We start from the raw sequence: 23,226 nt of genomic DNA, 5'->3' as shown, positions 1-23,226 counted from the left end.
GGAGGTTAGTCCATGACACATGCAGTGGATTGTGATATTCGACAGTCGTTAGATCGGATCTCCTCACAAATGCGTCGAAATTATGGTGAATCTCTAAGGGAACTTAACCTTTATGTCGGGCAAGATAATTTATTGTATCGTTTGTGGTTAGGCGATGGGGTAACACAAATGCAAATATGTGAACACTTAAAATGCGAACCCCCTACCGTGACCAATATGGTTAAATCACTGGAGCAGAACGGATTCATATACCGTAAACGAGATGAACAAGATGCACGGGTTATGCGGATTTCCCTTACAGATAAAGGCAAAGAATTAGAAAAACCAGTTGAGATTAAATGGTGGGAGCAGCAGGAAAAATTACTGCGTTCCATTTCTACGGAAGATCGGCTGATATTAAGACAATTAATTCAAAAAATGGAGAGTAATATATTATAGGCTCTCTATTTTTATAAACATATATTTAGCAAGCTAAGTAAATTTAACACAGAAAGGAGTTGCTGATAAGTGAATACAGGAAACAGTCTACAGCTTTCTATTCTAGACTTTGTTCATATTTATAAAGGATCTGACGCTAGGCAAAGTCTCCAAAATATAACGGAAATGGTTCAATTAGCAGAACAGTGGGGGTTCAACAGGTATTGGTTCACTGAACACCATAACACAACAACCTTGATGAGTACTTCACCAGACTTGCTAAGCCTGCATGCAGCAGCTCACACCAAAACCATACGAGTCGGTTCCGGGGGGATCATGTTGCCTAATCACAGCCCCTTGAAAGTTATGGAGAACTTTACTCTTCTCGAAGGATTATATCCAGGGCGTGTTGACCTTGGGATTGGCAGGGCTTCAGGTACTGATGGCAGAACCATGTGGGCATTGCTAAGGTCCCAGGAATTAATGGAGGTTAATGATTTTCCAGAGCAATTAGATAACCTGCTTTCCTTTTTTGACCGTAACTTTAAAGAAACCCACCCGTTTAGTCACATCAAACCTCCTGGAGATAAATCAATGGTTCCAGATATGTTTATGCTGGGATCTAGCGAGGGCGGATTACATTTTGCCTTGGAAAAAGGATTAGGGTTTGTTTTTGCTGCTCATTTGGCACCACAACTGGCTATTCCTATGTTAAGAGCTTACCGTTCGAATTTTAAACCTTCGTCCTATTTAAGTGAACCCCAAAGTATGTTAGCGACGATCGTTATTACAGCTGAGACGGAAGAAGAGGCTAAATATATCGCAGGGCCGGCGGAGTTAATGTGGGCCCAGATGAGCACAGGGACGAGAAATCTTACTTTCCCTACACCTGAAGAAGCCAAATATCACAAATACACTCCTCAAGAAGAGCTGGCTATGGAACGAAATAAAGAACGCTTTGTGATTGGAAGTGTTAGACAGGTTGCTGAGCAACTTCAACAAATTGCGAAAGCAAGTCTAGTGGATGAAATCATGATTGCAGACTTTTATCCTAATCAAGAAAGCCGAAAGAATGGGCATGAATTATTGGCTAAGGAATTAGGTATATCGCAAGGAAATAAGTGAACTAGTGAAAAGGAGATCATTCATCCATGGAAGAAAGAAAGCTTAAATTAGGAGGAATTATTGATGGCGTTGGTTGGAATTACACGGGTTGGAGACACCCCGATATTCCAGCAGATGCCAGTGAAAATATTGAGTATTACGTACAGAAAGCCATACAACTTGAACAGGGAAAGTTCGATCTCATCTTTTTAGCGGACGTAAGTCATATTGGACCTGGCATGATCCCTCACTATCTAAGCATGTTTGAGGGCGTATCTATATTGTCTGCATTGAGTATGGTAACTCACTCCATTGGCTTGGCCGCAACCATAGCGACTTCATATGCTGATCCATTTACGGTTGCCAGACAAATCGCCTCACTCGACAAGATTAGCAAGGGAAGAGCAGGGTGGAATGCGATCACCTCGAATCCCGGAGGATTAGCCAATTACAGCCGGTCCCATTTAAGGAAAGCAGATCTTTATCCCATGAAAAAAGAGTTTCTGGAGATTGTTGAAGGCCTCTGGGATTCGTACGAAGACGATGCATTCATACGTGATAAGAAAAGTGGGGTATTCTATGACCCGCGTAAGATGCATCCGCTACATTATACCGGGAATTACTTTTCAGTGGAGGGACCCTTAAATATCAGTCGATCCCGACAAGGCAGACCGGTCATCTTTCAAGCAGGTACCTCCCCGGAATTCATGAATATTGCTGCACAGCATGCTGAAGTCATCATGGCACCTGGAGATGATTTTGAATATCTCAAGGGATTTACTGCGGACCTTAAACGTAAAGTGCAAAATCAAGGGCGTTCACCAAACGACCTGCTGATGATGCCTTCTCACAATCCCATCGTTGGTGAAACGGAAAAAGAAGCCTTGGACAAGCTAAGGGAAATCGAATCATTGATGCCTAAAGGTTATCGAGTGCCGAAACCTCTATTAATGGGATCTGCGGAGAAGGTTGCCGAAACAATAGAACATTGGTATCGAGCAGGCGTCATGGATATCTTGCTGATTAGACAAGATCATCCAGCCGGATTTGAGGACTTTATCCGATTGGTTGTTCCCATATTACAAGATAAAGGCATATTTCGAAAGGAATATGAGGCGGATACACTTCGGGGGAATTTAGGGCTACCTTATCCTGAAAATATGCATAAGAAGCAATAACCAATAAAACAAACAAGAGGAGATTTTATTATAAAAAACCGAATTACACAACTACTTGGAATTGAGCACCTATTATTTCAGCAGAAATGACATGGGTAACCTCTGCAGAATTTGTTGCAGCAGTATCCAATGCAGGTGGTATGGGCGTATTGGGGCCAAATGCTGGCCAAACCGAAAAAGCAACGAGTACAGAAGATATGGCAGATCGACTAACCCAAGAAATTCGCAAGGTTAAAGCCTTAACGAATAAACCATTTGCTGTAAATTACATTTTCCCAATGGGAGAGGCTATAGAAGACCCATTTACTAATGCAGTTTTTGATGTATTGATAAAAGAAGATGTGAAATACGTTATTGCCATTGGACAACATGTGGTCGATCGTGAACTGAAACGGCTTAAAGAACATAACATTAAGGTAGTCTACAGAGACTTAAGCCCAACCGTAGAAAAGCTTGTAGAAGCTGAGAAATCAGGAGTGGATGCACTTATCGTTACAGGTTATGAAGCTGGTGGCCATATGAGTGATTATAAAATTAGTACTCTTTCGCTTGTTCCACAGATAACTTCACTTGTAAAAATACCTGTGATTGCTGCCGGAGGGATTATAGATGGCCGGGGAGCGAAAGCAGCCCTATCTATGGGTGCAGAAGGTGTATATATGGGGACAAGGTTCATAGCGACTAATGAAAATCCGGCTAGTATAGAAACAAAAAAAGCCATCATTAAGGTGAAAAGTGAAGAATTTATTGAATTTAAATCAGGTATAGGACATTTGAGAACCATTCCAACAGAAGCGGGAAAAAAAGCGTTAGAACTCATTAATCAAGGAAAGCATGAAGAAGCATACACATATTATGGAGAAGGGTTCAAAATAGGAATGTTAGATGGCGATCTGATCAATGGAACCATAAGTGTTTCTGAATCAGCCGGTGGCATTCAGCAAATTCTAACGTGTCAAGAAGTGATTGATGAAATTGTTAAATTAATCGGATGAAGATCTCAAGAGGAGAGGCTTCCTTTTTAAACAGGAGGAAGCTCAACATACCAGAATTTAAAATTCAAAATAAGGGAGATGTTTTTTAATGAATAAAAAAATTCGTACAGGAGTCATAGGTGCTTCAATTAATAACGGATGGGCAAGCGGCACGCATATTCCAGCAATTAAGCATTTAGATGAGTTTGAGCTTACGGCAGTGGGGACAAGCAATATGGCGAGTGCAATGAAGAGCGCAGAAGCCTTCCACGCAGATCACGGGTTTGATAACATGGAGGATTTGGCCCAACATCCTGATGTGGACATGGTCGTCGTCAGTATTAACGTCAAGGAACATTATAATGCCGTTAAAGCCATTGCTCCTGCTGGAAAACCGATCTATTGTGAATGGCCACTGGGGTCAAACACAGGTGAAGCACTTGAAATGCAGGAATGGGTGACGTCCCGCCAATTGCCAAATGCGATTGGATTACAGGGCAGACAAGGCCCAGCCATTCAGTATGTGAAAGATTTATTGGCAGAAGGTTATGTTGGAAACGTATTGTCTGCGAATCTAAAGATCTCCATTGATGGTATGGGTGGCGTCGGTGACAAGTCCACTGCGTACTTGTTTGACCGGAAGATTGGAGGGAACTTGCTGACCATTGTAGGTGGACATAATCTGGATGCATTTACCTACATGCTTGGGGATTTTACCGAACTTTCTGCCCTTACTGCACAGCAGTTTCCTGAAGTCGAATTGGTGGATATTCAGAAAGTCATCAAGAAGACGACAGATGATCAAATACTGATTACTGGAAAATTAACGAGTGGTGCCGTAGCCAGTATTCATATTCAAGGTGGAGTCAAACATCAGACAGGACTAACGCTTGAAATTTTCGGAGATAAGGGTACAATCGTGCTAAGTGCGCCTGCATCCATTCAATTCGGATCACACCAATTACGCGGTGCAGGAACTACTGACAACGAGCTTCATGAACTAACTATTCCCGATTCCTATTACTGGGCTCCACCTTCTCTAAAAAGTGATTCAGGTTTTGTTCTGAATATGGCTCAGGCTTATCGTAAGTTCGCCCAAGATATTCAAGAAGGCACAGCCTTAACACCTACTTTCGCGGATGCGGTGAAGCTTCATCAGTTACTTGATGCCGTCGAAAAATCAGCACAGACCGGTGAACGTCAATATTTTTAATGCTTAAAAAATCGTTTCCTCAGCGATCAGGTACATTGCAGCTGAAACAAGTAAATATATGATGGTGTCAATGTCACTGAACAGAACAAAATCATTTAACATTTAAACTATGAAGAAAAAACTACGCGAGAATATGGATTAAACAAATAGAGGTGAGGATTTTAATGAATAATACGCTTCAATTGCTTCATAACCATACATCGGTTCGTTCTTATACATCACAACCCCTGACCGAGGAACAAATAGATGCGATCTTTATGGCAGCGAATCAAACTTCATCGTTCAGTCTTCTGCAGGCCGTGTCCATTATTCGAATCACAGATCCGGTTCTTCGAAAAAAAGTCAGCCAACTTTCTGCTAATCAAACTTATATTGAAGAAGCAGCAGAGTTTTGGATTTTCTGTGCAGATTTTAACCGAAATCATCAAATTGCCCAGGAAGTGGATATCGATTATATTGAATTTCTATTGATCGGTTCATTTGACGCCGGATTGATGGCACAAAATGCGTTAACTGCGGCCGAATCCCTGGGGCTCGGCGGGGTATTTATTGGAGCCGTCAGAAGTCATATTAACGAACTATCTGACGTATTGAATTTACCGAAATATGTGGTCCCTTTGGTAGGGTTATGCATCGGTAATCCAGCTGGAGATAAACCTGAGCTGAAACCTCGGCTGCCTCAATCCATGGTGTTACTTGAAAATCAGTACCAATCACTGGATCAAGAGAAATTAGCTATCTATGATGAAACCATGTTGAACTATTATGAAAGTCGTCCGGTGAGTGCCCCTTTCACCGTAAAAAAAGTAAAAGGATGGAGTGCCCACATCCAGGATCATCTCCAGAGAAGTATTCAGCCTCAAATGATGGACTATTTAAACAAGCAAGGATTTGCCAAAAAATAAGTTTCAGACAAATTCAAACTTTTTGAACCTTAGAGCTGCCCCCAATAGGAGGTAGCTCTAAGGTGAATTGACACCTGTATATCACCGTGATACTTTTAGTCTGCTAAATACCATTCGGATGACAGGGATGGATAATTCATGACAGATGAAGTAGATTGTGAAATTCGACAGTCGTTAGATCGGATTTCCTCACAAATGCGTCGAAACTATAGTGAATCTCTTAGGGAACTCAATCTCTACATAGGAAGATAAATCCTGTCTGAGGGACATGATTTTCATATTAAGATAACGGGACGATCTATAGACTCTATGAAAATGGTAAGCTTGTAGATACGCAGAAACTGAGAGTTATAACTCCTAACCGTGGACGGCTTACACCAAGATTATAGGCAAGCAGCGGGATTATACGAGTTATAGATTGAATTAGCGAATAGCCATCGATAGGTTCGAAGTGAGGTTATTCGGGTTGAGGTGAAATAAATCTCAACACAAACGTCTCCTGCAGGGCATCTGCACAATCTTCGTCTTTATTGACGATGGACCTTGCAGTTCTATACAAGGGTAACTCTATCTCTTGCATCAACTGCATGAATGCTTCAGGTTCCCCAGCTTGGGCTTTGACGACAATAGGATCTGTATGCAAGGGTTCACCTGCTTTCTTGAATAGAAGTATTAGAATGTTTGTAACGTTACATATATTAGATCGGGTAGGTAGCTAGAAGGTTACATGGAAAAAAAACACAGTATACGGGGGCGGTACCCCGTATGTGAGAAAGGGACCTATTCTATAGTAGAAAAAATTATGAATGAAACAATTTCTTGCCTCTATTCGTGTTAAGCATAGACACATGCACATGCACATGATTATTGAGGGAGAGAAGCATATGGTTAATATAAAAATTGAAGGATTAAATAAATCCTATCGGAATTTTCAAGCATTAAAGGATATTGATCTGCAAGTTGAAAAATGTGATCGAGAGGTTAAGTAAGGATTATTCCGTTATACTATCTCCCCATATTATTAGTGATAGCGAATCTAGCTGTGAAAAGGTAGCCGTCCTAAACAACGGACAAGTTCTTTTCCAAGGAACGACTGATGGGTTGGCGCAAAAAGCAGTAAATTGCATCTGGGAATTTCGGGTACCCTACGATGAGTATGATCATGCTGAGAAGGGTCACTTAGTTATTTCCAGTAGAAGAGAAATGAACCAAGTCGTCTTTCGAGTGATTGCTAAAAACAAGCATACTTCTCACAAGGTAGTCGGGATTAACCTGTTTACTTTTGTATAGGCAGGATATGTTAATATCCCTATCGAATAATTTCCTTAAAGCAGATTTCTCTCACAATTCAACAAAAGGATGGATCACACTATGTTCTTACAAGATTGACTTTGGCGAACCCTCGTAACTCCATTGAAAATGTCATAGATTGAATTAAATCTTGCATAAATAAATAACCTCCTTTTTCACTAGATGATAAAGGAAGGTTTAGGAATTGGCAGTGAGAGATTGTAGGATTTAAAAAGCTACCGCGTAGCGGTTTAGTTCAACACCACTATATTTGTTCATCCATGGAGGAGCTTATGAAACTGTTGATCGTAGAGGACGATATTGGGATCTCGTATACAATTGCAAGAGTTATGCAGGATGAAGGGCATAAGATTACGGAGTGTCATAACGGAGAAGAGGGCTTGCATCACGCATTGAACGGAGAGTTCGATTTAATTATTTTGGATATTATGCTGCCTCAGGTTGATGGTTTTACAATCATCCAAGAGCTGAGGAAGCAAAGAGTGGATACCCCGATTCTTTGTCTGACGGCAAAAGACGGATTACACGACCGGGTAAAAGGGTTAACGATCGGAGCGGACGATTATGTGGTGAAGCCATTCGAGATTCCAGAGCTGATCGTCAGAGTTAAAGTGCTGCTGCGCCGTTATGGCAAGATTAATCAAGAAGAGCAGATTAGCTATGGCCCGATTGCTATTCAAGTTAGAAATCGAGCAATTACGGTCACAGGAGAAGAGCTGACTTTAACAGAAAAGGAATATGAGTTGCTTGAGTACCTGCTCATGAATAAAGAGCAGATCGTGACGAAGGAGCAAATCTATTACCGAATTTGGGGACTCGATTCGGAAGCGGGAATTGGCATCGTGGAGCTCTATGTCCATTATCTTCGGAAGAAGCTGTCTCCATGGCATGCCGATCAATATATCCAAACCGTAAGAGGTTTGGGCTACATACTCAGAATAAAAATAAACGAGTAGTTTTTCAAAGGGAAATCAAAGGTTCATCTCTTATACTCTTCCTATACTCTATCAAAGGGGAGATTAATACATGAACCTTGTAAGAAAGATGTTTAAGAACACCAGATTGACTATTTTATTGGCAGCAGGATTACTTGTCTTGCTGACTGTAGCTGGTTTGTTATGGCCGGATCAACATAAATCAGAGGACTTCGGCACCATAATTCAAAAGATGGCGGTTGCCACCCTGAATGAGGACCCCGAGTCTCAGCTTTATTATGGTGCGGAAGAAGTGAATGGTCTTCGATGGGATCCCACTAAGCTTTCCGACTACTCGGATGCCTATTACCAACAAATTAACGATGATACCGAAGAATTTTTGAAAAAGTTGGATGCATACGACGTGGCCAAGCTTTCCTCGGAAGACAAGCTTACCTACGATATCGTCAAATGGCAACTAAGCGCGGCACAACAATTGAACAAATATTCGGATTTGAACACAGTCGGATATGTTTCCCTAGTCAGGTTCTCGTCGTTTTTCACTAACAACTATCCGATTCGTAACCAAGCAGATGCAGAAAATTATATTGTTGCGCTGAATGGGTTTTCGGACAAGGTCGCACATTACATAGACAGAATTCAGGACAAACAAGAGAAAGGGCTCCTCCCCACTTCTGAATTTTTGAATGAAATACTCATGGGTTATGACAATTTGAAGAGAAAAAATCCGGAAAAAATGGATTTGTACACTTCATATGTAGAGAAATTATCGGAGATAAAGCTCAAACCGTCCAAAGAACAGGAACTGAAAAAGGCGTTACTACAGACTTTAAGTGATCATGTACTACCTTCTTACGGCAAACTTACCGATTTGATCCAAAATGATCTTCTGAAGCAAGCATCCGTGGGTCAGGGGGTTTGGAGTCAGCCGGGTGGCGGCGAGTATTATTCTGCTCTGCTTAGACTTTACACTGGCACGGACTTAAGTCCTCTAGAAATTCACGAGATCGCCAAACGCAAAGCGGAAGAGATTGTAAAGGAGCTAAGAAGCCCAGTCCCGGGGAAAGCACAAGAGACTACAGCTGTAAACCAACACGTAGCAGGAGATGAATTACTGCAAACGGTTAACCGCAGTTTGTCGGAAATAAAGCCTCAATTGTCCGATTGGTTTGAAGAAGCGCTTATTCCCAACAATCCCGTGGATGTGCGGTTATATCCGGCTCCGTTGTCGATTGCAGGCGCGTTTTATCTCCCCCCTTCTATTAATGGCGATAGGAATGGAAGATTTTTTTTCCCGCCCGCCGGACGGATTTCCGAAGAGGAAGCTAAAATGTTTGCGATGCATGAGGGCGTTCCAGGACATCATTTTCAATTTTCTATTCAATACAACCAACCGGAAATTCCATTAGCCCGTAAAATAACTAATTTACCCGGATTCACAGAAGGATGGGCAACCTATGCGGAATCTATAGGCGTAGAGATGGGCTTGCTTGATCAGAACACGGTACAAAGTCATTTGCTTTCTTTGTACCTTGGAACCGTTATCGACACGGGTATTAATGGGCTGAGATGGACAAGAGAACAAGCTAATGAATATCTGGTGAGTGTCATCGGAACGGGGAACGATCCCTTGATTGACAGCACCATTGCTTTTCCCGGACTATTAACGAGCTATGCCATCGGATATGATCAATTCCAATCCCTTCGAGAGAAAGCGGAAAGCGAGCTCAATGATCGTTTCGACATTAAAATTTTTCATTCCGTTCTTCTTCGAAACGGTAATATGCCATTTCCGATATTGGAGCAGCAAGTGAATCAATACATCAAGTCCGTCAAATAAAAGGAGAGCAGACCCCGATATGATTAAACGCACGTTAGTACGAATGACGATATGGAACAGCACGGTCGTATTGTGCTTGCTCATCATACTGGGGGGAGCGTTATACGGGCTGGCGCATTATCGGATATATTCCGACATTGACCGTCAGCTGGTATTTAATATTGACCATATGCAACAAATTTCTCTAAGTAGCGGGGAGCAAGTTATTAACATTGATTCGAAGGAACCGGAACGTTTTATGATGCCATTTTATTGGGATTCCAACGATACCTTGATTCAAAGCTATTATTATAAAGGACCATTTATCGAATTGAGTTTGATGCTTCGGGAAAAACAAAACAACATGGGACCCGAGTCAATACGCGTGGATAAGAAAACCTATCGATTCGTGAGCAGACCCTATCAGGGAAATTTGCCATTCGCCGAGGAGCTGTCACACAGGCCCTTGAAAACAGTTCAGATATATACGGAAATTTCTGCCGAGGCGTATTATTTGAATCGGTTATTATGGAGTATTAGTATCGGAATCGGTATCGGTGCGTTAATATCTATCATCGTAGGTTACGCATTGGCTAGACGGGCGCTCATTCCGATTCAGAAGGCTTGGGACAAGCAGCAGCAATTCGTTGCAGATGCCTCTCACGAGTTGAGGAGTCCGCTTTCGGTCGTCCGAGGGCAAACACAAATATTGTTACGCCATCCCGATCATAGGATCGAGGAAGAAAGCGCTCCAATTTCAGCCATTCTGAAAGAAACCAAAAGAATGAGCAACATGGTAGACGGGCTACTTCTTCTGGCAAGAGGCGATTCACATGAGGAAGTCATCTCATGCAAACCTGTGCGAGTTGACGGGATCATTAAAGAGATTGCAAAAAATATAGAACCGATAATGGATTACAAGCAGTTGCGGTTACAGCTTCATGTCGAAGGCTCGGAATTGCTCATGAATGGAGATGAGGATCGTCTCATACAGTTGTTCATGATTTTGTTGGACAATGCCATTAAATTTACGCAGGCAGATGGGCAAATCGATCTTGAGTGTCTTAGGCAAGGGAAATCAGTTCTCGTAACCGTCAAGGATAACGGAGTGGGTATTTCGGAACACGAATTGCCACTCGTATTTAATCGCTTTTACAAGGGAGATTCCTCTAGAAATAGAGGGGATCATGGAGCGGGTCTAGGGCTATCGATCGCGCGTTGGATCGTCGATCAACATCAAGGTTCTGTCCACATTAGCAGCGGGGTAGGGTGTGGTACGACCGTTATGATTCGTTTTCCAGTGATTAGTTAAATAATAGAGTTCATAGGATACTGCGGCAGCCGACCAGACAATCGGCTGCCGTTTTCATTAAGCTAAGGGACCAAGTTCTTGTCCTCCGACATGATTAATTTAGTGTCCAACGATACTAAATTACCTACATAAGCATTATCTGTGAAGCCTGCCAAATCAGGCTTTTTTATTTTTGTGTAGGCAAATTGATGTCACGCTAAAATGCACTAATCTTCCCACATTGTGGAATTTTGACATAAAGTCACCTACATTGTAGCGGTGCTTACATTTAGCAGAGAAAACGAATGTGCCAAAGTGATTCTTCATAGAGGGAGTTATCTTTAATAGTAGTAAATGAGGATTGTTTAAATAGATAATGTTATTAGGAAACTTATTATGGAAACAGATTGCAGTTATTATCAATGGCACCACTATATTACCTGCAGAAGCAATTGTGGAGGCAATTGGCGGACAAGTTCAGTGGAATAAGGCTTTAAAAACCATCGGTATAACAACTGCTACTGAGACTGTAGTAGCTGATCCTATTGCTGAAGAAGTTAAAATAAAAGATCGAAAAGTAGTTGAAAAAATGATAGAAATTAAAAAGAAACTAAAGTTGGGATTAACAAAGGAAGAGGTGCAAGCATTATTTAATGAAAAAATGGGCTGATTAACAGAAAAATTGGAGCTTATTTATATATTGAATGGAAAAATAATGAATTATATATGTATTCGATATCTTATGTTAACCTTGAAGATAATAAAGTTCACTTATATATTTTGAACAATGACGCAACGATTTCAGATATGCCAATTAGTGATTAGTCATGTTATAGAAAGATATTCATTTTTAAAAATATGGGGTTTTCAGGACGATACTGAGGACATAGTTTAAACTAATAGTGAACTCAATCAATTTAGAGAGAGGGATGTTACTTGAAAAGAAACGTATTATATATTGAAGATAATGAGAAAATAGGTAGTTGGGTAAAAGAAGAATTGGAACAGCGAGGATTTTCAGTTCAGTGGCTGCTTTCTGGTGAAGGAGCCGAAAAAGAAGTACATCAGTATGAAATCGTTATTTTGGATATCATGTTACCCGGTTTAGACGGATTTACTGTGGGAAAACGATTAAAAAAGGCAGCTCCTGCTGTTCCCATTTTGTTGTTATCTGCTCGAACATCGATAGATGACAAGGTAGATGGTTTACAATTTGCTGATGACTATTTAACGAAACCATTCCATACGGATGAATTAGTTGCAAGATTAGAAGTATTATTCCGTCGAAGTGGTGGAACACATTCCGAACGCATTTCATTAGGAAATCATATTGAAGTAGATCCAGAAGTCCAAATGGTATTGGACAAAATCACAGGAGAAGAAATTATATTGACAGGGAAACAACATCAAATTTTAATGTACTTCTTACGCCACCCTAATCAAGTATTACCAAAAGAACAAATCTATGAAGCAATTTGGCAAGAAACTTATATCACTGGTGATAAAACATTAATGGTGCATATCCATCGATTGCGTCAAAAGTTGGAACGTCATCCTGATTCCCCAGAGATTATTGAAACGTTGAAGGGAATAGGCTATCGGGTGAAACTATGAAACAGACTAGATCATTATTTCGTCGTTTCCTAAAAGGACATTTTCTATTTATCTTTTTTCCTCCAATTGTGCTTATTTTCATCTTTACGTTCATTGATTTTTCGGGCGGTATCAATGAAGAAGATCCGAATAGGTTAAATCAATTTTACGTTACATTACTTTTGTTTGGTTTTATTATTGTCGCATTTGTTGTAATATCTTGGCTCTTCTTCTTGAGACTTCGTAAACGTCTCACCCGCTTACAGGAAGTCATGTCATTTTCAGCTAATAATAATTCATTTCCTAAACCAATATCTGTTCAAAGTGATCGTATGGATGAAATTGACCAGTTAGGAAGTTCTTTTAATTGGATGATTCAGCAGCTTGAAGACAGTCGAAAGCGAGAATATGAAGAGGAATTATTACGACATCGACTCATTGCGAATTTATCTCACGACTTACGAACGCCACTTACCATTTTGAGAGGACATGTTACCAGATTAAATAAAGAATCCATGAGTTTAGAAGGACAAGACTCATTAACAGAGATCAACCATACGATTACAAGAGTCGGAGATTTAATGGATGATTTACTTTCCTATACATTGCTTACATCAGGGAAACATCCTTTTGGGCCCACTTCAACAGACATTGGACGTTTAGTAAGAGCTTCTGTTGCTGCGTGGTATCCTGTATTTGAAGAAAAAGAAATTCAGCTCGATGTTGATTTACCGACAGAGGAGACTTTTTATTGGGAAGCAGATCCTAAATGGATGACACGGGTTCTGGATAATTTATTTCAGAATATTCTTCGCCATGCAGCAGAGGGGAAATATGCAAACATTGTGGTTGATGTAGAAAAAGAACTGATCATTGTTGCAGACAGAGGTCCAGGTATGGATAACTCTTCCTATGCGCGTGGGGCGGAGATTGGTTTATCGACTTCAAATTATATGTTGAAAAAAATGAAGCTGAAAGCTGACTTTACATCAAATGAAAATGGCACAAGAGTAGCTATTGGTAGAGCTTAACCTAAAGGTAACCCAGAATTAAACAACATGATAACCGAGATGTAACTTTGCTTCTATATAATTAGAACCATAACAGAAAGGAAGTGTTATGGTTGCTTACAATTAATAACTTAGTCAAACATCGCGGAACTCAAGAAATCTTATCAGGTATTAGTTTTAAAGCTAGACCAGGTAGAGTAACTGGTTTTTTAGGTCCAAATGGGGCAGGTAAAAGTTCTACACTTCGAATCCTGCTTGGATTAGATCGTGCCACCTCAGGAAGTGCACTAATTAATGGAAAGCCATTCGCAGAATTACATAATCCTCTAGCAACAGTAGGTGCCGCACTTGATGGATTTGGAGCTCATCGTATGCGAACAGGACGGGCGCATTTGCGTTGGATTGCTCATGCCGCAGGAATCTCTCGCTCACGTGTTGAGGAAGTTCTGGAAATAGTAGGTCTTACTAATGTAGCTAGCAAACGTGTTGGGAGTTATTCCCTTGGTATGGGGAGAAGACTTGGAATAGCAGCTGCACTTCTTGGTGATCCAAAAATATTGGTTTTAGATGAACCCGTAAACGGGCTCGACCCAGAAGGAATTCGTTGGATTCGGACATTTTTACGTGAACGTGCTGAGTCTGGAAACACGGTATTACTATCCAGTCATCTAATGGGAGAGCTTGCAGAGACTGTTGATGATGTGGTGATTATTAAGCATGGAAAAATCGTTGCAGATGGAACATTGGAAGAAGTAATAGGTCACCATTCCACGCTGGAGGAAGCCTTTTTTGCCCTGACCTCTGAACATGAAGGTGATGTTGTATGAGAGCATTCAACGCGGAATTATCTAAACTGTTCTCCCTGCCGAGCATTTGGCTTGCCTTTCTTATTGGAGCATTTGCCCCAGCGGTCTTTGCTGCCTTGGACATCATAGCACAAAAAGAGGAAATTATAGCTGGAGTTAGCACACGGCTATCGGAAGTTGGCTATACTGGATTAGCTTTTGGTGTACAAGGTGTCATTATTCTTGGTGTGCTTGCTGTCAGCAGTGAGTATTTGACTGAGAGCAGTGAATCTGGTGGAGGACAACAGATTACAACAAGTTTAACTGTTGTTTCATCCCGACTTCATTTTTTGCTGGCAAAAGCAGGCGCTGTGACAGTGATCAGCATACTGCTTTGTATTGTTGCTATGATGACAACTGCGTCAGCAACACATCTTATTCTTGGTGAGTACGCCCCTGCATTTGAAGCATCTAGACTTATTGGCGTGGTTTGTTACTGGGCATTTACTGCTCTTTTAGCATTTGGGATTACTTTGCTAACTAAGAATGGAATCATCCCGCTTACTGTGCTCATGATAAATTCATCCGTTGTATCATTTAGTGTCCTGCTTTATAGGGTTACAAAGTTGGCGTTTTACTTACCAGATAGGGCTGGCATTGATATGTTTATGTTTACGAGCGACACGTTCACAGGCAGTTTATTCGACAGATTTCACACCCCGTTCACAGGCGGTTTAGTCATGTTTGCCTGGGTAGTCGTTATTTTCATTGTTGCAGCTATTGTATTCCATAGGAGGGACGTTGCATCATGAGTGTCTCATCTAGTAGAAAGATAACACAAATCCTTGGTTCTGAACTGGATAAATTAGTTACATTACCATGGATTTGGCTCACTCTTATGGGTACATTCATTCTTAACTTAGCTTTAGCCGCAGCTTTTACTTCTGTTGGTCTTCAAGGGGCAGCAGAAATGCAAAATATACTGAATATAGGACTTGCTTCTATGGTATATCTTCAAGCAGGGTTCATTATTCTTGGTATCTTAGCTACTTGTTCGGAGTATACAGGTGGACAGATTCGAACTACTTTAACTACGATACCTTGGCGTGGGTTTCAATTATCCACGAAGTATTTGGCATTGGCAATTATAACTATTCCTGTGGCGTTTATTATTGCTGCATCAGGTGTACTATTTACTTTTATTATGATGAGAGACACAGCAGTAGTGATAGAAATAGACACAATGATAGTAACATTAGTAGGTGCAACAGGCTATCTAACATTAACCACACTTCTCAGTGCAGCTATAGGTGCTATATTAAGACGAACCACTCCTGCATTAGTGATACTGCTTGGTTTGTATTTCATTGTCAGTCCATTGTCGAGAGTTTATCTACCTAGTATTAAAAATTATTTTCCGGATACGGCAGGATATTATATGTATATGCCGCCTTCCTCTGATGAAATAAATGTCCTTACACCAATGCAAGGGACAGGTATTTCAATGTTATGGACACTGATCTTTATTACAGTAGCTATTGTATTTTACCGTAAACGAGATGCCTAAGTTGTAGGTTTCATCGTTTTCACAAAATAAGGAAATGAATTTACCCCTCTGGAAAAGGATTGGCTTAAACCGATTTATGAAGAGCGAAAGCGAAGAACTATTCATGCCATGCCATTGCAAGTGTTAAATTTCTCATCAATCAGGCGTTGATTCATTATGTGGTAGACATCGACATTTTGGGTTTCTTCGACAACGTCAACCATACTAACCAATCTCAAAGGGACCATGGTTACAGCGGAAGGCCAGTTAAACACCATTCAGGACCACACCAGCGATCTCACGGAATACGCCAACGCAGATCTTTTTACGAAAGGCCTCACGGGAGGAATCGAGTCCATCTACAATGCCGTCAACGCATTTTCGAATGGACGCGCAATGGAAGGAGGGGCCGAGGTTGTTCGTGTATTCGCCGATTTTACGCAAATGAGCCTGTTCCTCTTAGGTAATGTAAAAATATTTGCTAAACATACTGGAATCGTGAGCGCAGTCGATGATAATGGTCGATTCTACGGCCTTCTATCAGGCGATAAGCCTCAACTGATCGTGCGTGACGACCAGTATGAAGGGCCTTTGCAATTTCAAGCAGGTAAGGGTCTCGCACGCGATCGGGGGTTTGTTGCGACTGGTGGAAATAAACTCTGTTTCTACGACGGGCAGGACCTGCGAATCGTCGAGCTGAGTAAATTGCACAGTGAGGTTCCTGCCGACAGCCCGATGGGAAAGGCGATTTGGCGAGTGGATGATGATGCATGGCGTTCCATTCCTTGTCCGCCAACACTGAAAGACGATCACACCTGGGCGTATAACATCATTACGCTTCGCGAAGATGGTGCACTAATCGCAATCGTAAACCAAAAACTATATCTTTGGTACAATGATGAGTGGAGTGACAATAGTAAAGACCCCATGTTAGCGATTTGCGGACGAGCGGTCAAAGGCTGGCAATCTTTTGGCACCATTAAGTATGGGCTAAAGAAATTAGATGAACAAGCAGAAATTTATAAAAGAGAACATACAGACTCCTGAATAGACAAAAAAATGATGGAGAAACAAAGAAGCCTGAGAAATCAGGCTTCTTTGTTTGTGCGCCTCACAGTCGCACAATCTAAGTGGTTCAAATCCACTCGGTAACTTTACCCTTTAAAGTGCCGTAGCCGAAGTAGAGGTCCTAATCCATCAGGGTTAGAAACAAACATTGTAGGGAGATTAATGACATTAATATGGGAACAATAATGTCATTGGACAGCAGACAACAAGAAGGACGATGAACTATTTTTAAAATGACACAGACATATGTACAAAATACGGGTTTTGTGAATAAGTAACCACTAAATAGTTATATAACATTAGTTTTCATCTCAACATCGAAAAAACTAACTTTACCATACTACTTTTAGTTAGACCAATTTTTGAACACTTCACTAGCCTCCTTAATATCTTGGAGGAAATAAAAAGCCCCATCAGCGCTTTATTAATAAATCATTCCAATTTTCGTTGAATCCCATCCTACGAACATCAACCTCATCGTATTCTTCTATCAGTGATGCAAGTTTAAGGCCCTATGATATCCATGCTGCGCGATCCTTTATGAAATATGAAATACGTGTGTCGTCTACATCAAAAAAAATCGCTATTGTCATAATCATCTCCTATTCACTGTTTCTCACTTAATTGTAGCAGAATATGACAGATTAGATGGCCGTAAAAAGATAGGTTAATTCCACAAATAAGCCCGTAAGCTCCCACAAATCAGGGCTTACGGGCTGAAAATTAAAATCTACTTTATTTATCGTTACACCTGAGCAGACACCGTAGCATCCTGCACAATAAAATCGATCATTGATTTCACATCAACTTTACCAGCAAAATGACCAGTTCGATCCAAAGTCGTAAACGTTACAGTATAAGGTACACCTGGAATAAGATCGAAATAATTATCAGACCATATGCCATCAACCTCCGAAGTCAAAACAACTTGTTTGGCTAATGCCTTTGATTGTAAAGTAATAATCGTTGCCCCGTCTTCTACTGTTTCGCTAACTTCAATCTGTGGCTGTTGCAGCAATAGTTTTTGATTTTTCACGAAATAGTAGATTGCTTGTGCCGCTTCTCCACTAGTAGCGGACCACGATGCAACGACGAATACTTCATTTTCATTGTATCCCTTCAGTAAATCAGCGATCGTTAGACGTTTAACGACTTGTGATGTATTTACCGGAAGAGCGACCACAGCTTGCTCCTCGTACAATACCTCACCTGACATATGACGTAATTGAACTTGTAATGTTCCGCTAACGGACTGGAGCTTATCAGATACAAGGTAGATCGCTAGCTCACTATCCTCAACCTGTGTCGATAGTAGTATACTCGCAAAGCTGCGGCGAGCATAATAGTTAAGTGCTTTCCAGCGACCATAGTAGTCAATTCCCGCCCATGAAGCAACCGGCCAGCAGTCATTCATTTGCCAGTATAAGGAGCCCATGCAGTATGGCATTTTTCTACGATGTGCTTCAATCGCCATTTGCATAGCATCTGCTTGAAGTACTTGACTTAGGTATAAGAAGCCTTTGAAATCAGTAGGCTGTGACATATATATATCCATATATTCCTTAATGAGACGATTCCCATCACCATTTTTCTGATGAGCCATCATTACTTTTGTATCGATTGCTAGATCAGATTCTTCGGCAAAGCTACGAATCGTACGATACTCTGGGAACGATTGGAATCCATATTCACTCATAAAGCGTCCAAGCTTAATTTGATAGTTTTCGAATGGTTCTACATTATGCCATACACCCCAGTAATGAACATCACCTTCATTGGTCAACGGATGTGCATGCTGCGCTTCGTTATGACTAACGGATACAATTGGAGATGAAGGCCAATAATCAATTGTAGCGTGTAATTCTGCTACAACATCAGGTAATAGTTCATGGAAGATTTTCTCGTAATCTGCCCATATTTTCTCACGAATTGCTGGCTCATAATCCTTCTTCCAACCCCAGCCTCCATCCTCATCATAATGCGCCCATGCAGAGTCGATTTCATTGTTCCCACACCATAGTACGATAGATGGGTGATTACGTAGACGCTTTACATTATCAATTGCTTCTGCACGAACACTTTGCAAAAACGCCTCATCGCCAGGGTACATACTGCATGCAAACATAAAGTCCTGCCATACCATAATGCCGTACTCATCACATAAATCGTAAAATGCATCCGCTTCGTAAATGCCGCCGCCCCATACACGGAGCATATTCATATTTGCTTCTACTGCAGACTGTATCTCGGCACGGTAACGATCCTCAGTAACTTCCGAGATAAAGCTATCATTAGGTATATGATTCGCTCCTTTGGCAAATACAGCTACTCCATTAAGCTCAAAGTGGAAAGTTGCGCCCGAGCCAACCGCATCTCGATCACGAATTAATTTGACAGTGCGTAGTCCTGTAGTAACCGTCTCTTGCGCCAAATGAGAACTACCTTCGCTTTGCAAAGTGACTACAGCATTAAACTGATAACGATTAGGTTCCCCTAAGCCATTACTCCACCATAGCTTCGGCTCATCAATTGCGATCGGAAGAGTTAGATTATGCTCGCCTGCTTCGACATCAATATGTAAATCCCAAGTGTTATTATCTGACTGAACTTGCAATTGTAACGAGCCACTCTGTTCTACGGACACCGTTACTTTTGCTGCCAGCAGAGCAGATTCCGCAGTAACCGATAGTTGATCAATAAATAAATCTCTTACAATAACACCTGACCAACTAACTAATTCTACTTCGCGCCAAATTCCGCTTGTAACAAAGCGCGGACCCCAATCCCAACCATAGTGATAAGGAGCTTTACGAGCAAAAATACTCACCTTCTCCTCACCTAATCCACCTAATTCAGATTGATCGTTCGATGCAGGTAATGGATAGCCTAACGCATGTAATTTCGGTAAATCCTCTTGAATCGGAGAACGGAATAATATTCGAATATTATTCTCTTGCGTATGTAATAAGCCAGTTACATCAATTTTCCAATCTCGGAACATATTATCCGCTGAAAGCACTAGCTTTTCATTCACAAATACATCTGCATAGGTATCCAAGCCTTTGAAGTGAAGCTCCTGACGCTCTTCTTGTAAAAATTCAGCTGATGGCGTGAAATACGTCTCGTATTCCCAGTTGAGTTTGTCAATCCATTGTAGATCATGCTCATTCGTACCATAGAACGGATTAGAAATACGTTCATTATGCAATAGATCAGTGTGCACACAACCTGGAACATTAGCAGGCAACCACTCATTATCCTTCTCTGACTTAAAACGCCATGAATCTATTAACATTGTTTGGCTCATGTTACATCCTCCAGTAATGTGCAATTATAGTCGTCCAGAAATTAATGTAATGAATAAAACCACATAAGTATTTTTGTTATTTTTGTTATAATTATTATAACATTTTATATAACAAATGATAACAGCACATAACTTTATAGTCAATAACTCTATCTTTTTCCCATTACATTCACAAAAAAAGTCTCCTTTTTTTCAGGGAGACCATGGTAGATCCTCTAACGTTATTACTCTAGGATCATTATATACTTTATTGAGAAAATCCTTGCTGTTATGTTTACCATCCATTAGGAAATCACCGTTCCAAGTAATAAACAACCCCCAATTAGCTCCGTACTGTACCATGGCATCAGGATCAGGAATTGATCCATTTTCCATCATAGCAATATATTTCGTACCACCTGTTAGCTTGATAAGTTTGTCATAATAAGATGAAATGGCGCTATGATCACCTGCTACAGGATAACTATCATAACTAACAATATCAACGACATCATCACCAGGATACCAGCTCGGAGTTACTGAATTCCATACCCAGATAAGATTGTCCAGTTCATGTACATTGACAAGGCGATCATACATTATGCGATACAACTCAACAGCTGCTTCTGGGCCACTTGCTCCCCACCAGAACCAACCTCCATCAGCTTCATGCAATGGTCTAAATAGTATCGGTATATCATTAATTTTAAGAATTTTGATTTTCTCAGCGATAACATCCATATCTGATAGCAATAATTGGTACTGCTCGCTATTCTTATCTGCTAACGCATCTGTCAAATTGAAAGTAACAGCGTCAGTATAGAAACCTCTCCACCACTCTTTACCTGGTTCATTAATAAGACCTGTCGGTGCATTCCAATGCCATAAGAAGGAAACTATTCCCCCTTGCTTATGCCATGCAATAGCGGATTCAACCTCTGATGATCGTGAACCAAAAGCAGCTCTAGTAGGCGAATATTCAATAAAGTCAAAACCTACAATAGCAGGACGTTTACCAGTCATATTTTCTATATCAATAATATGAGTATAGTTTTGTTGTCCAGACAATACGAACTTACCTGCTTGTTCATTCATGTATTCCATTAATTGTACAGCTTCTGGTGTAGCATTCGGATTACTTAATTGTTCGGTAAGAGGAGCTGCTGCTAAGTCTGCTATATCAATAGTTTGTAAAGCTACGTAATCAATATCAAAGTATCCCCAGCCTCTGCGTATCGTTATCGTATTATCGCCAGCTTTCAGAACTAGACGAGTAGCCTTTACTTCAGTAAACACCGCGCTCTCTTCAAAAATAACTTTACCGAACGGTTCATCATTCACATAAAGCTCAGACTCTTTATAACCACCCGAAGCACGGTATCCAATCGCTAATTGATACATTTGCTCTTGATCAACATGAATCGGTATGACGAGGTGATCATCCTCATCGGTAAATGATGTTACATAGCCATCACCCGAATAACCCGAAGCAGAAGTCATCAATTCAGTGCCACTTGTTTCACCTCTTTCCGCTTCAAAAATTAAGATTGATCCTACTTCCTTGATCTCTTTTGGTTGAAGCTGCCCAGTTATAATAACAAGTATTAACGTCAAACATAATATCGCGATAAGAGCAATGCCTAGCTTCTTCACATTTTTCGGTTGAGTCATGTAATAATCCCTACTTTTCCTAATCGAAAATAAGTTTCTTGAGTTCTTTCTGTATCTCGGTGCTGCACGACTAACTCAAATCGATGTTCCCCTGGCTGAAGATCATCTCCACAATCAAAAAGTCTATACCATCCACTTGCGCCTACCCAATCTGGGCAATCACGATTCGACTCTAACCATGCACCACTATCTATTCGATAATGGAATTCTGCAGACTGATAACCAAAATCAAAAGCAAGCACTAGTCCTCTTCCTTCAAATACGAAGGTTAGAGTAGCACCTATCTCCGTAGTTTCTAGAATAGTATCAATCCATTCATAATCATGCCAGCGTTGTTCCACCCAACGTCCCTTGGTAACTATTTGTGAGAATGGTAATTCATGAACCCATTCCCAGCATAATGAATTCATTGGATCAATTAATCTATTATGTGGAATTTCATGATTAGTTAGCTTCGATATTTTGTCGCTAGCTTGAAGTTGCTCATGTAAATAAGAAATAACGCACTCTGCATACATACGACTACCTACTTTAGATGGATGAATTCCATCCGGTAGCCATTCTTCCATTGATAGTTTACCTGATCTAACTTGATCTAGTCCGTACTTCCCTACCCAAATGGATGGTAATTGATAATAATTCGCTAGCTGCTCAAACTCTTCAATTGATGGAGGATAGCTGTCGTTGTCCATATGCATGATCATCGAATCATCAAATGTATATACTAGAATCAGATCCCTAACATCCCCTTGTAGCAGTTTTCTAATGAGTCCTTCTCTGCTTCGATTACGTTTCACCGTCGATATTTCCTCATCATTGACAGCATATTCAATAAAGACTACATCACAGCCACGATCAATTAAATCGCGTTGAACTCTAAATACACTAAAATCACTACCTGTAGCACCTATTGCTGCATTCTCTATTCGAAATCTCACTTTAGGATACCGAGCAACTAACCATTGCACGACATATTCTGGCCAATTGGAGCGTGGTCTAGCATCTGTAATTGATCCACCTATAAATCCAAGAGTAACTGTGCCGACTGCAATACGATGTTGAAAAGCAGTCAGTGGTTCTCTCTCTATCCAATATGGAAATATCATCTCTATATCTCCTT

Annotated in this window: 22 protein-coding genes and 1 pseudogene; 19 read left to right on the top strand and 4 right to left on the bottom strand. The window is 40.8% G+C overall.

Features of this window, described 5'->3' with window-relative positions; all coding sequences use genetic code 11:
* The first annotated feature begins 12 nt into the window (after positions 1 to 12).
* From AC1TO9_RS19550 to nfsA, 6 genes are all read left to right on the top strand, one after another.
* Complete coding sequence (locus tag AC1TO9_RS19550) at positions 13 to 438, top strand: MarR family winged helix-turn-helix transcriptional regulator (RefSeq protein ID WP_482056852.1); 426 nt, start codon at positions 13 to 15, stop codon at positions 436 to 438.
* A gap of 69 nt (positions 439 to 507) precedes the next feature.
* Positions 508 to 1,542 (top strand): LLM class flavin-dependent oxidoreductase, encoded by a 1,035-nt coding sequence (locus AC1TO9_RS19545; RefSeq protein ID WP_482060241.1) that lies wholly within the window; start codon positions 508 to 510, stop codon positions 1,540 to 1,542.
* 26 nt (positions 1,543 to 1,568) lie between these two features.
* On the top strand, positions 1,569 to 2,699 hold the full coding sequence (locus AC1TO9_RS19540; protein ID WP_482060240.1) for an NtaA/DmoA family FMN-dependent monooxygenase: 1,131 nt from the start codon (positions 1,569 to 1,571) through the stop codon (positions 2,697 to 2,699).
* An 86-nt stretch (positions 2,700 to 2,785) separates the two neighbouring features.
* Positions 2,786 to 3,694, top strand: a complete 909-nt coding sequence (locus tag AC1TO9_RS19535; RefSeq protein WP_482060239.1) for an NAD(P)H-dependent flavin oxidoreductase — start codon at positions 2,786 to 2,788, stop codon at positions 3,692 to 3,694.
* 88 nt (positions 3,695 to 3,782) lie between these two features.
* Positions 3,783 to 4,886 (top strand): Gfo/Idh/MocA family protein, encoded by a 1,104-nt coding sequence (locus AC1TO9_RS19530; protein ID WP_482060238.1) that lies wholly within the window; start codon positions 3,783 to 3,785, stop codon positions 4,884 to 4,886.
* Positions 4,887 to 5,050: 164 nt separating this feature from the next.
* Positions 5,051 to 5,791: an oxygen-insensitive NADPH nitroreductase gene (gene nfsA / locus AC1TO9_RS19525; RefSeq protein WP_482060237.1), complete on the top strand. Its 741-nt coding sequence runs from the start codon at positions 5,051 to 5,053 to the stop codon at positions 5,789 to 5,791.
* Between the two features lie 457 nt (positions 5,792 to 6,248).
* Here the strand turns inward: nfsA and AC1TO9_RS19520 are convergent, their stop codons facing one another.
* Positions 6,249 to 6,434: an RNA polymerase sigma factor gene (locus AC1TO9_RS19520; RefSeq protein ID WP_482060236.1), complete on the bottom strand. Its 186-nt coding sequence runs from the start codon at positions 6,432 to 6,434 to the stop codon at positions 6,249 to 6,251.
* 163 nt (positions 6,435 to 6,597) lie between these two features.
* On the opposite strand from AC1TO9_RS19520, the gene AC1TO9_RS19515 reads away from it, so the two are divergent.
* The 13 genes and pseudogenes from AC1TO9_RS19515 to AC1TO9_RS19455 all read left to right on the top strand — a co-directional run bounded on the left by AC1TO9_RS19515 (position 6,598) and on the right by AC1TO9_RS19455 (position 17,128).
* On the top strand, positions 6,598 to 6,780 hold the full coding sequence (locus tag AC1TO9_RS19515) for a hypothetical protein (RefSeq protein ID WP_482060235.1): 183 nt from the start codon (positions 6,598 to 6,600) through the stop codon (positions 6,778 to 6,780).
* On the top strand, positions 6,761 to 7,081 hold the full coding sequence (locus tag AC1TO9_RS19510; protein WP_482060234.1) for a hypothetical protein: 321 nt from the start codon (positions 6,761 to 6,763) through the stop codon (positions 7,079 to 7,081). The genes AC1TO9_RS19515 and AC1TO9_RS19510 overlap by 20 nt, the downstream gene beginning before the upstream one ends.
* 293 nt (positions 7,082 to 7,374) lie before the next feature.
* Positions 7,375 to 8,058 (top strand): response regulator transcription factor, encoded by a 684-nt coding sequence (locus AC1TO9_RS19505; RefSeq protein WP_482060233.1) that lies wholly within the window; start codon positions 7,375 to 7,377, stop codon positions 8,056 to 8,058.
* A gap of 70 nt (positions 8,059 to 8,128) precedes the next feature.
* Positions 8,129 to 9,877: a DUF885 domain-containing protein gene (locus AC1TO9_RS19500; RefSeq protein ID WP_482060232.1), complete on the top strand. Its 1,749-nt coding sequence runs from the start codon at positions 8,129 to 8,131 to the stop codon at positions 9,875 to 9,877.
* A 19-nt stretch (positions 9,878 to 9,896) separates the two neighbouring features.
* Complete coding sequence (locus AC1TO9_RS19495; RefSeq protein WP_482060231.1) at positions 9,897 to 11,168, top strand: sensor histidine kinase; 1,272 nt, start codon at positions 9,897 to 9,899, stop codon at positions 11,166 to 11,168.
* 355 nt (positions 11,169 to 11,523) lie between these two features.
* Positions 11,524 to 11,817 carry a stalk domain-containing protein gene (locus tag AC1TO9_RS19490; protein WP_482060230.1) on the top strand — a complete coding sequence of 98 codons (294 nt, stop codon included), beginning with the start codon at positions 11,524 to 11,526 and terminating at the stop codon, positions 11,815 to 11,817.
* Positions 11,818 to 12,083: 266 nt separating this feature from the next.
* Positions 12,084 to 12,761, top strand: a complete 678-nt coding sequence (locus AC1TO9_RS19485) for a response regulator transcription factor (RefSeq protein WP_482056865.1) — start codon at positions 12,084 to 12,086, stop codon at positions 12,759 to 12,761.
* Positions 12,758 to 13,771: a sensor histidine kinase gene (locus AC1TO9_RS19480; RefSeq protein ID WP_482060229.1), complete on the top strand. Its 1,014-nt coding sequence runs from the start codon at positions 12,758 to 12,760 to the stop codon at positions 13,769 to 13,771. Before AC1TO9_RS19485 ends, AC1TO9_RS19480 begins: the two co-directional genes overlap by 4 nt.
* Before the next feature lie 92 nt (positions 13,772 to 13,863).
* Positions 13,864 to 14,577 carry an ABC transporter ATP-binding protein gene (locus tag AC1TO9_RS19475; RefSeq protein ID WP_482060228.1) on the top strand — a complete coding sequence of 238 codons (714 nt, stop codon included), beginning with the start codon at positions 13,864 to 13,866 and terminating at the stop codon, positions 14,575 to 14,577.
* Positions 14,574 to 15,347, top strand: a complete 774-nt coding sequence (locus tag AC1TO9_RS19470) for an ABC transporter permease (protein WP_482056868.1) — start codon at positions 14,574 to 14,576, stop codon at positions 15,345 to 15,347. The genes AC1TO9_RS19475 and AC1TO9_RS19470 overlap by 4 nt, the downstream gene beginning before the upstream one ends.
* Positions 15,344 to 16,102, top strand: a complete 759-nt coding sequence (locus tag AC1TO9_RS19465) for an ABC-2 transporter permease (RefSeq protein ID WP_482060227.1) — start codon at positions 15,344 to 15,346, stop codon at positions 16,100 to 16,102. The genes AC1TO9_RS19470 and AC1TO9_RS19465 overlap by 4 nt, the downstream gene beginning before the upstream one ends.
* A 107-nt stretch (positions 16,103 to 16,209) precedes the next feature.
* A pseudogene (locus tag AC1TO9_RS19460) lies at positions 16,210 to 16,308 on the top strand (reverse transcriptase domain-containing protein); the annotation flags it as partial.
* A 19-nt stretch (positions 16,309 to 16,327) separates the two neighbouring features.
* Positions 16,328 to 17,128, top strand: coding sequence for a hypothetical protein (locus AC1TO9_RS19455; protein ID WP_482060226.1), 801 nt, complete (start codon positions 16,328 to 16,330; stop codon positions 17,126 to 17,128).
* Between the two features lie 766 nt (positions 17,129 to 17,894).
* Here the strand turns inward: AC1TO9_RS19455 and AC1TO9_RS19450 are convergent.
* The 3 genes from AC1TO9_RS19450 to AC1TO9_RS19440 form a co-directional block, all read right to left on the bottom strand.
* On the bottom strand, positions 17,895 to 20,456 hold the full coding sequence (locus tag AC1TO9_RS19450; protein ID WP_482060225.1) for a beta-mannosidase: 2,562 nt from the start codon (positions 20,454 to 20,456) through the stop codon (positions 17,895 to 17,897).
* 192 nt (positions 20,457 to 20,648) lie between these two features.
* The gene (locus tag AC1TO9_RS19445) at positions 20,649 to 22,106 is read right to left on the bottom strand and encodes a glycosyl hydrolase (RefSeq protein WP_482060224.1); all 1,458 of its coding nucleotides are present in this window, start codon (positions 22,104 to 22,106) and stop codon (positions 20,649 to 20,651) included.
* On the bottom strand, positions 22,103 to 23,212 hold the full coding sequence (locus tag AC1TO9_RS19440; protein ID WP_482056874.1) for an SGNH/GDSL hydrolase family protein: 1,110 nt from the start codon (positions 23,210 to 23,212) through the stop codon (positions 22,103 to 22,105). Before AC1TO9_RS19440 ends, AC1TO9_RS19445 begins: the two co-directional genes overlap by 4 nt.
* Between the last annotated feature and the right edge of the window lie 14 nt (positions 23,213 to 23,226).

The sequence above is a fragment of the Paenibacillus sp. Y916 genome (assembly GCF_056786435.1).
The sequence above is the reverse complement of the archived record's forward strand: the minus strand, read 5'-3'. Positions and strand labels throughout refer to the sequence as shown.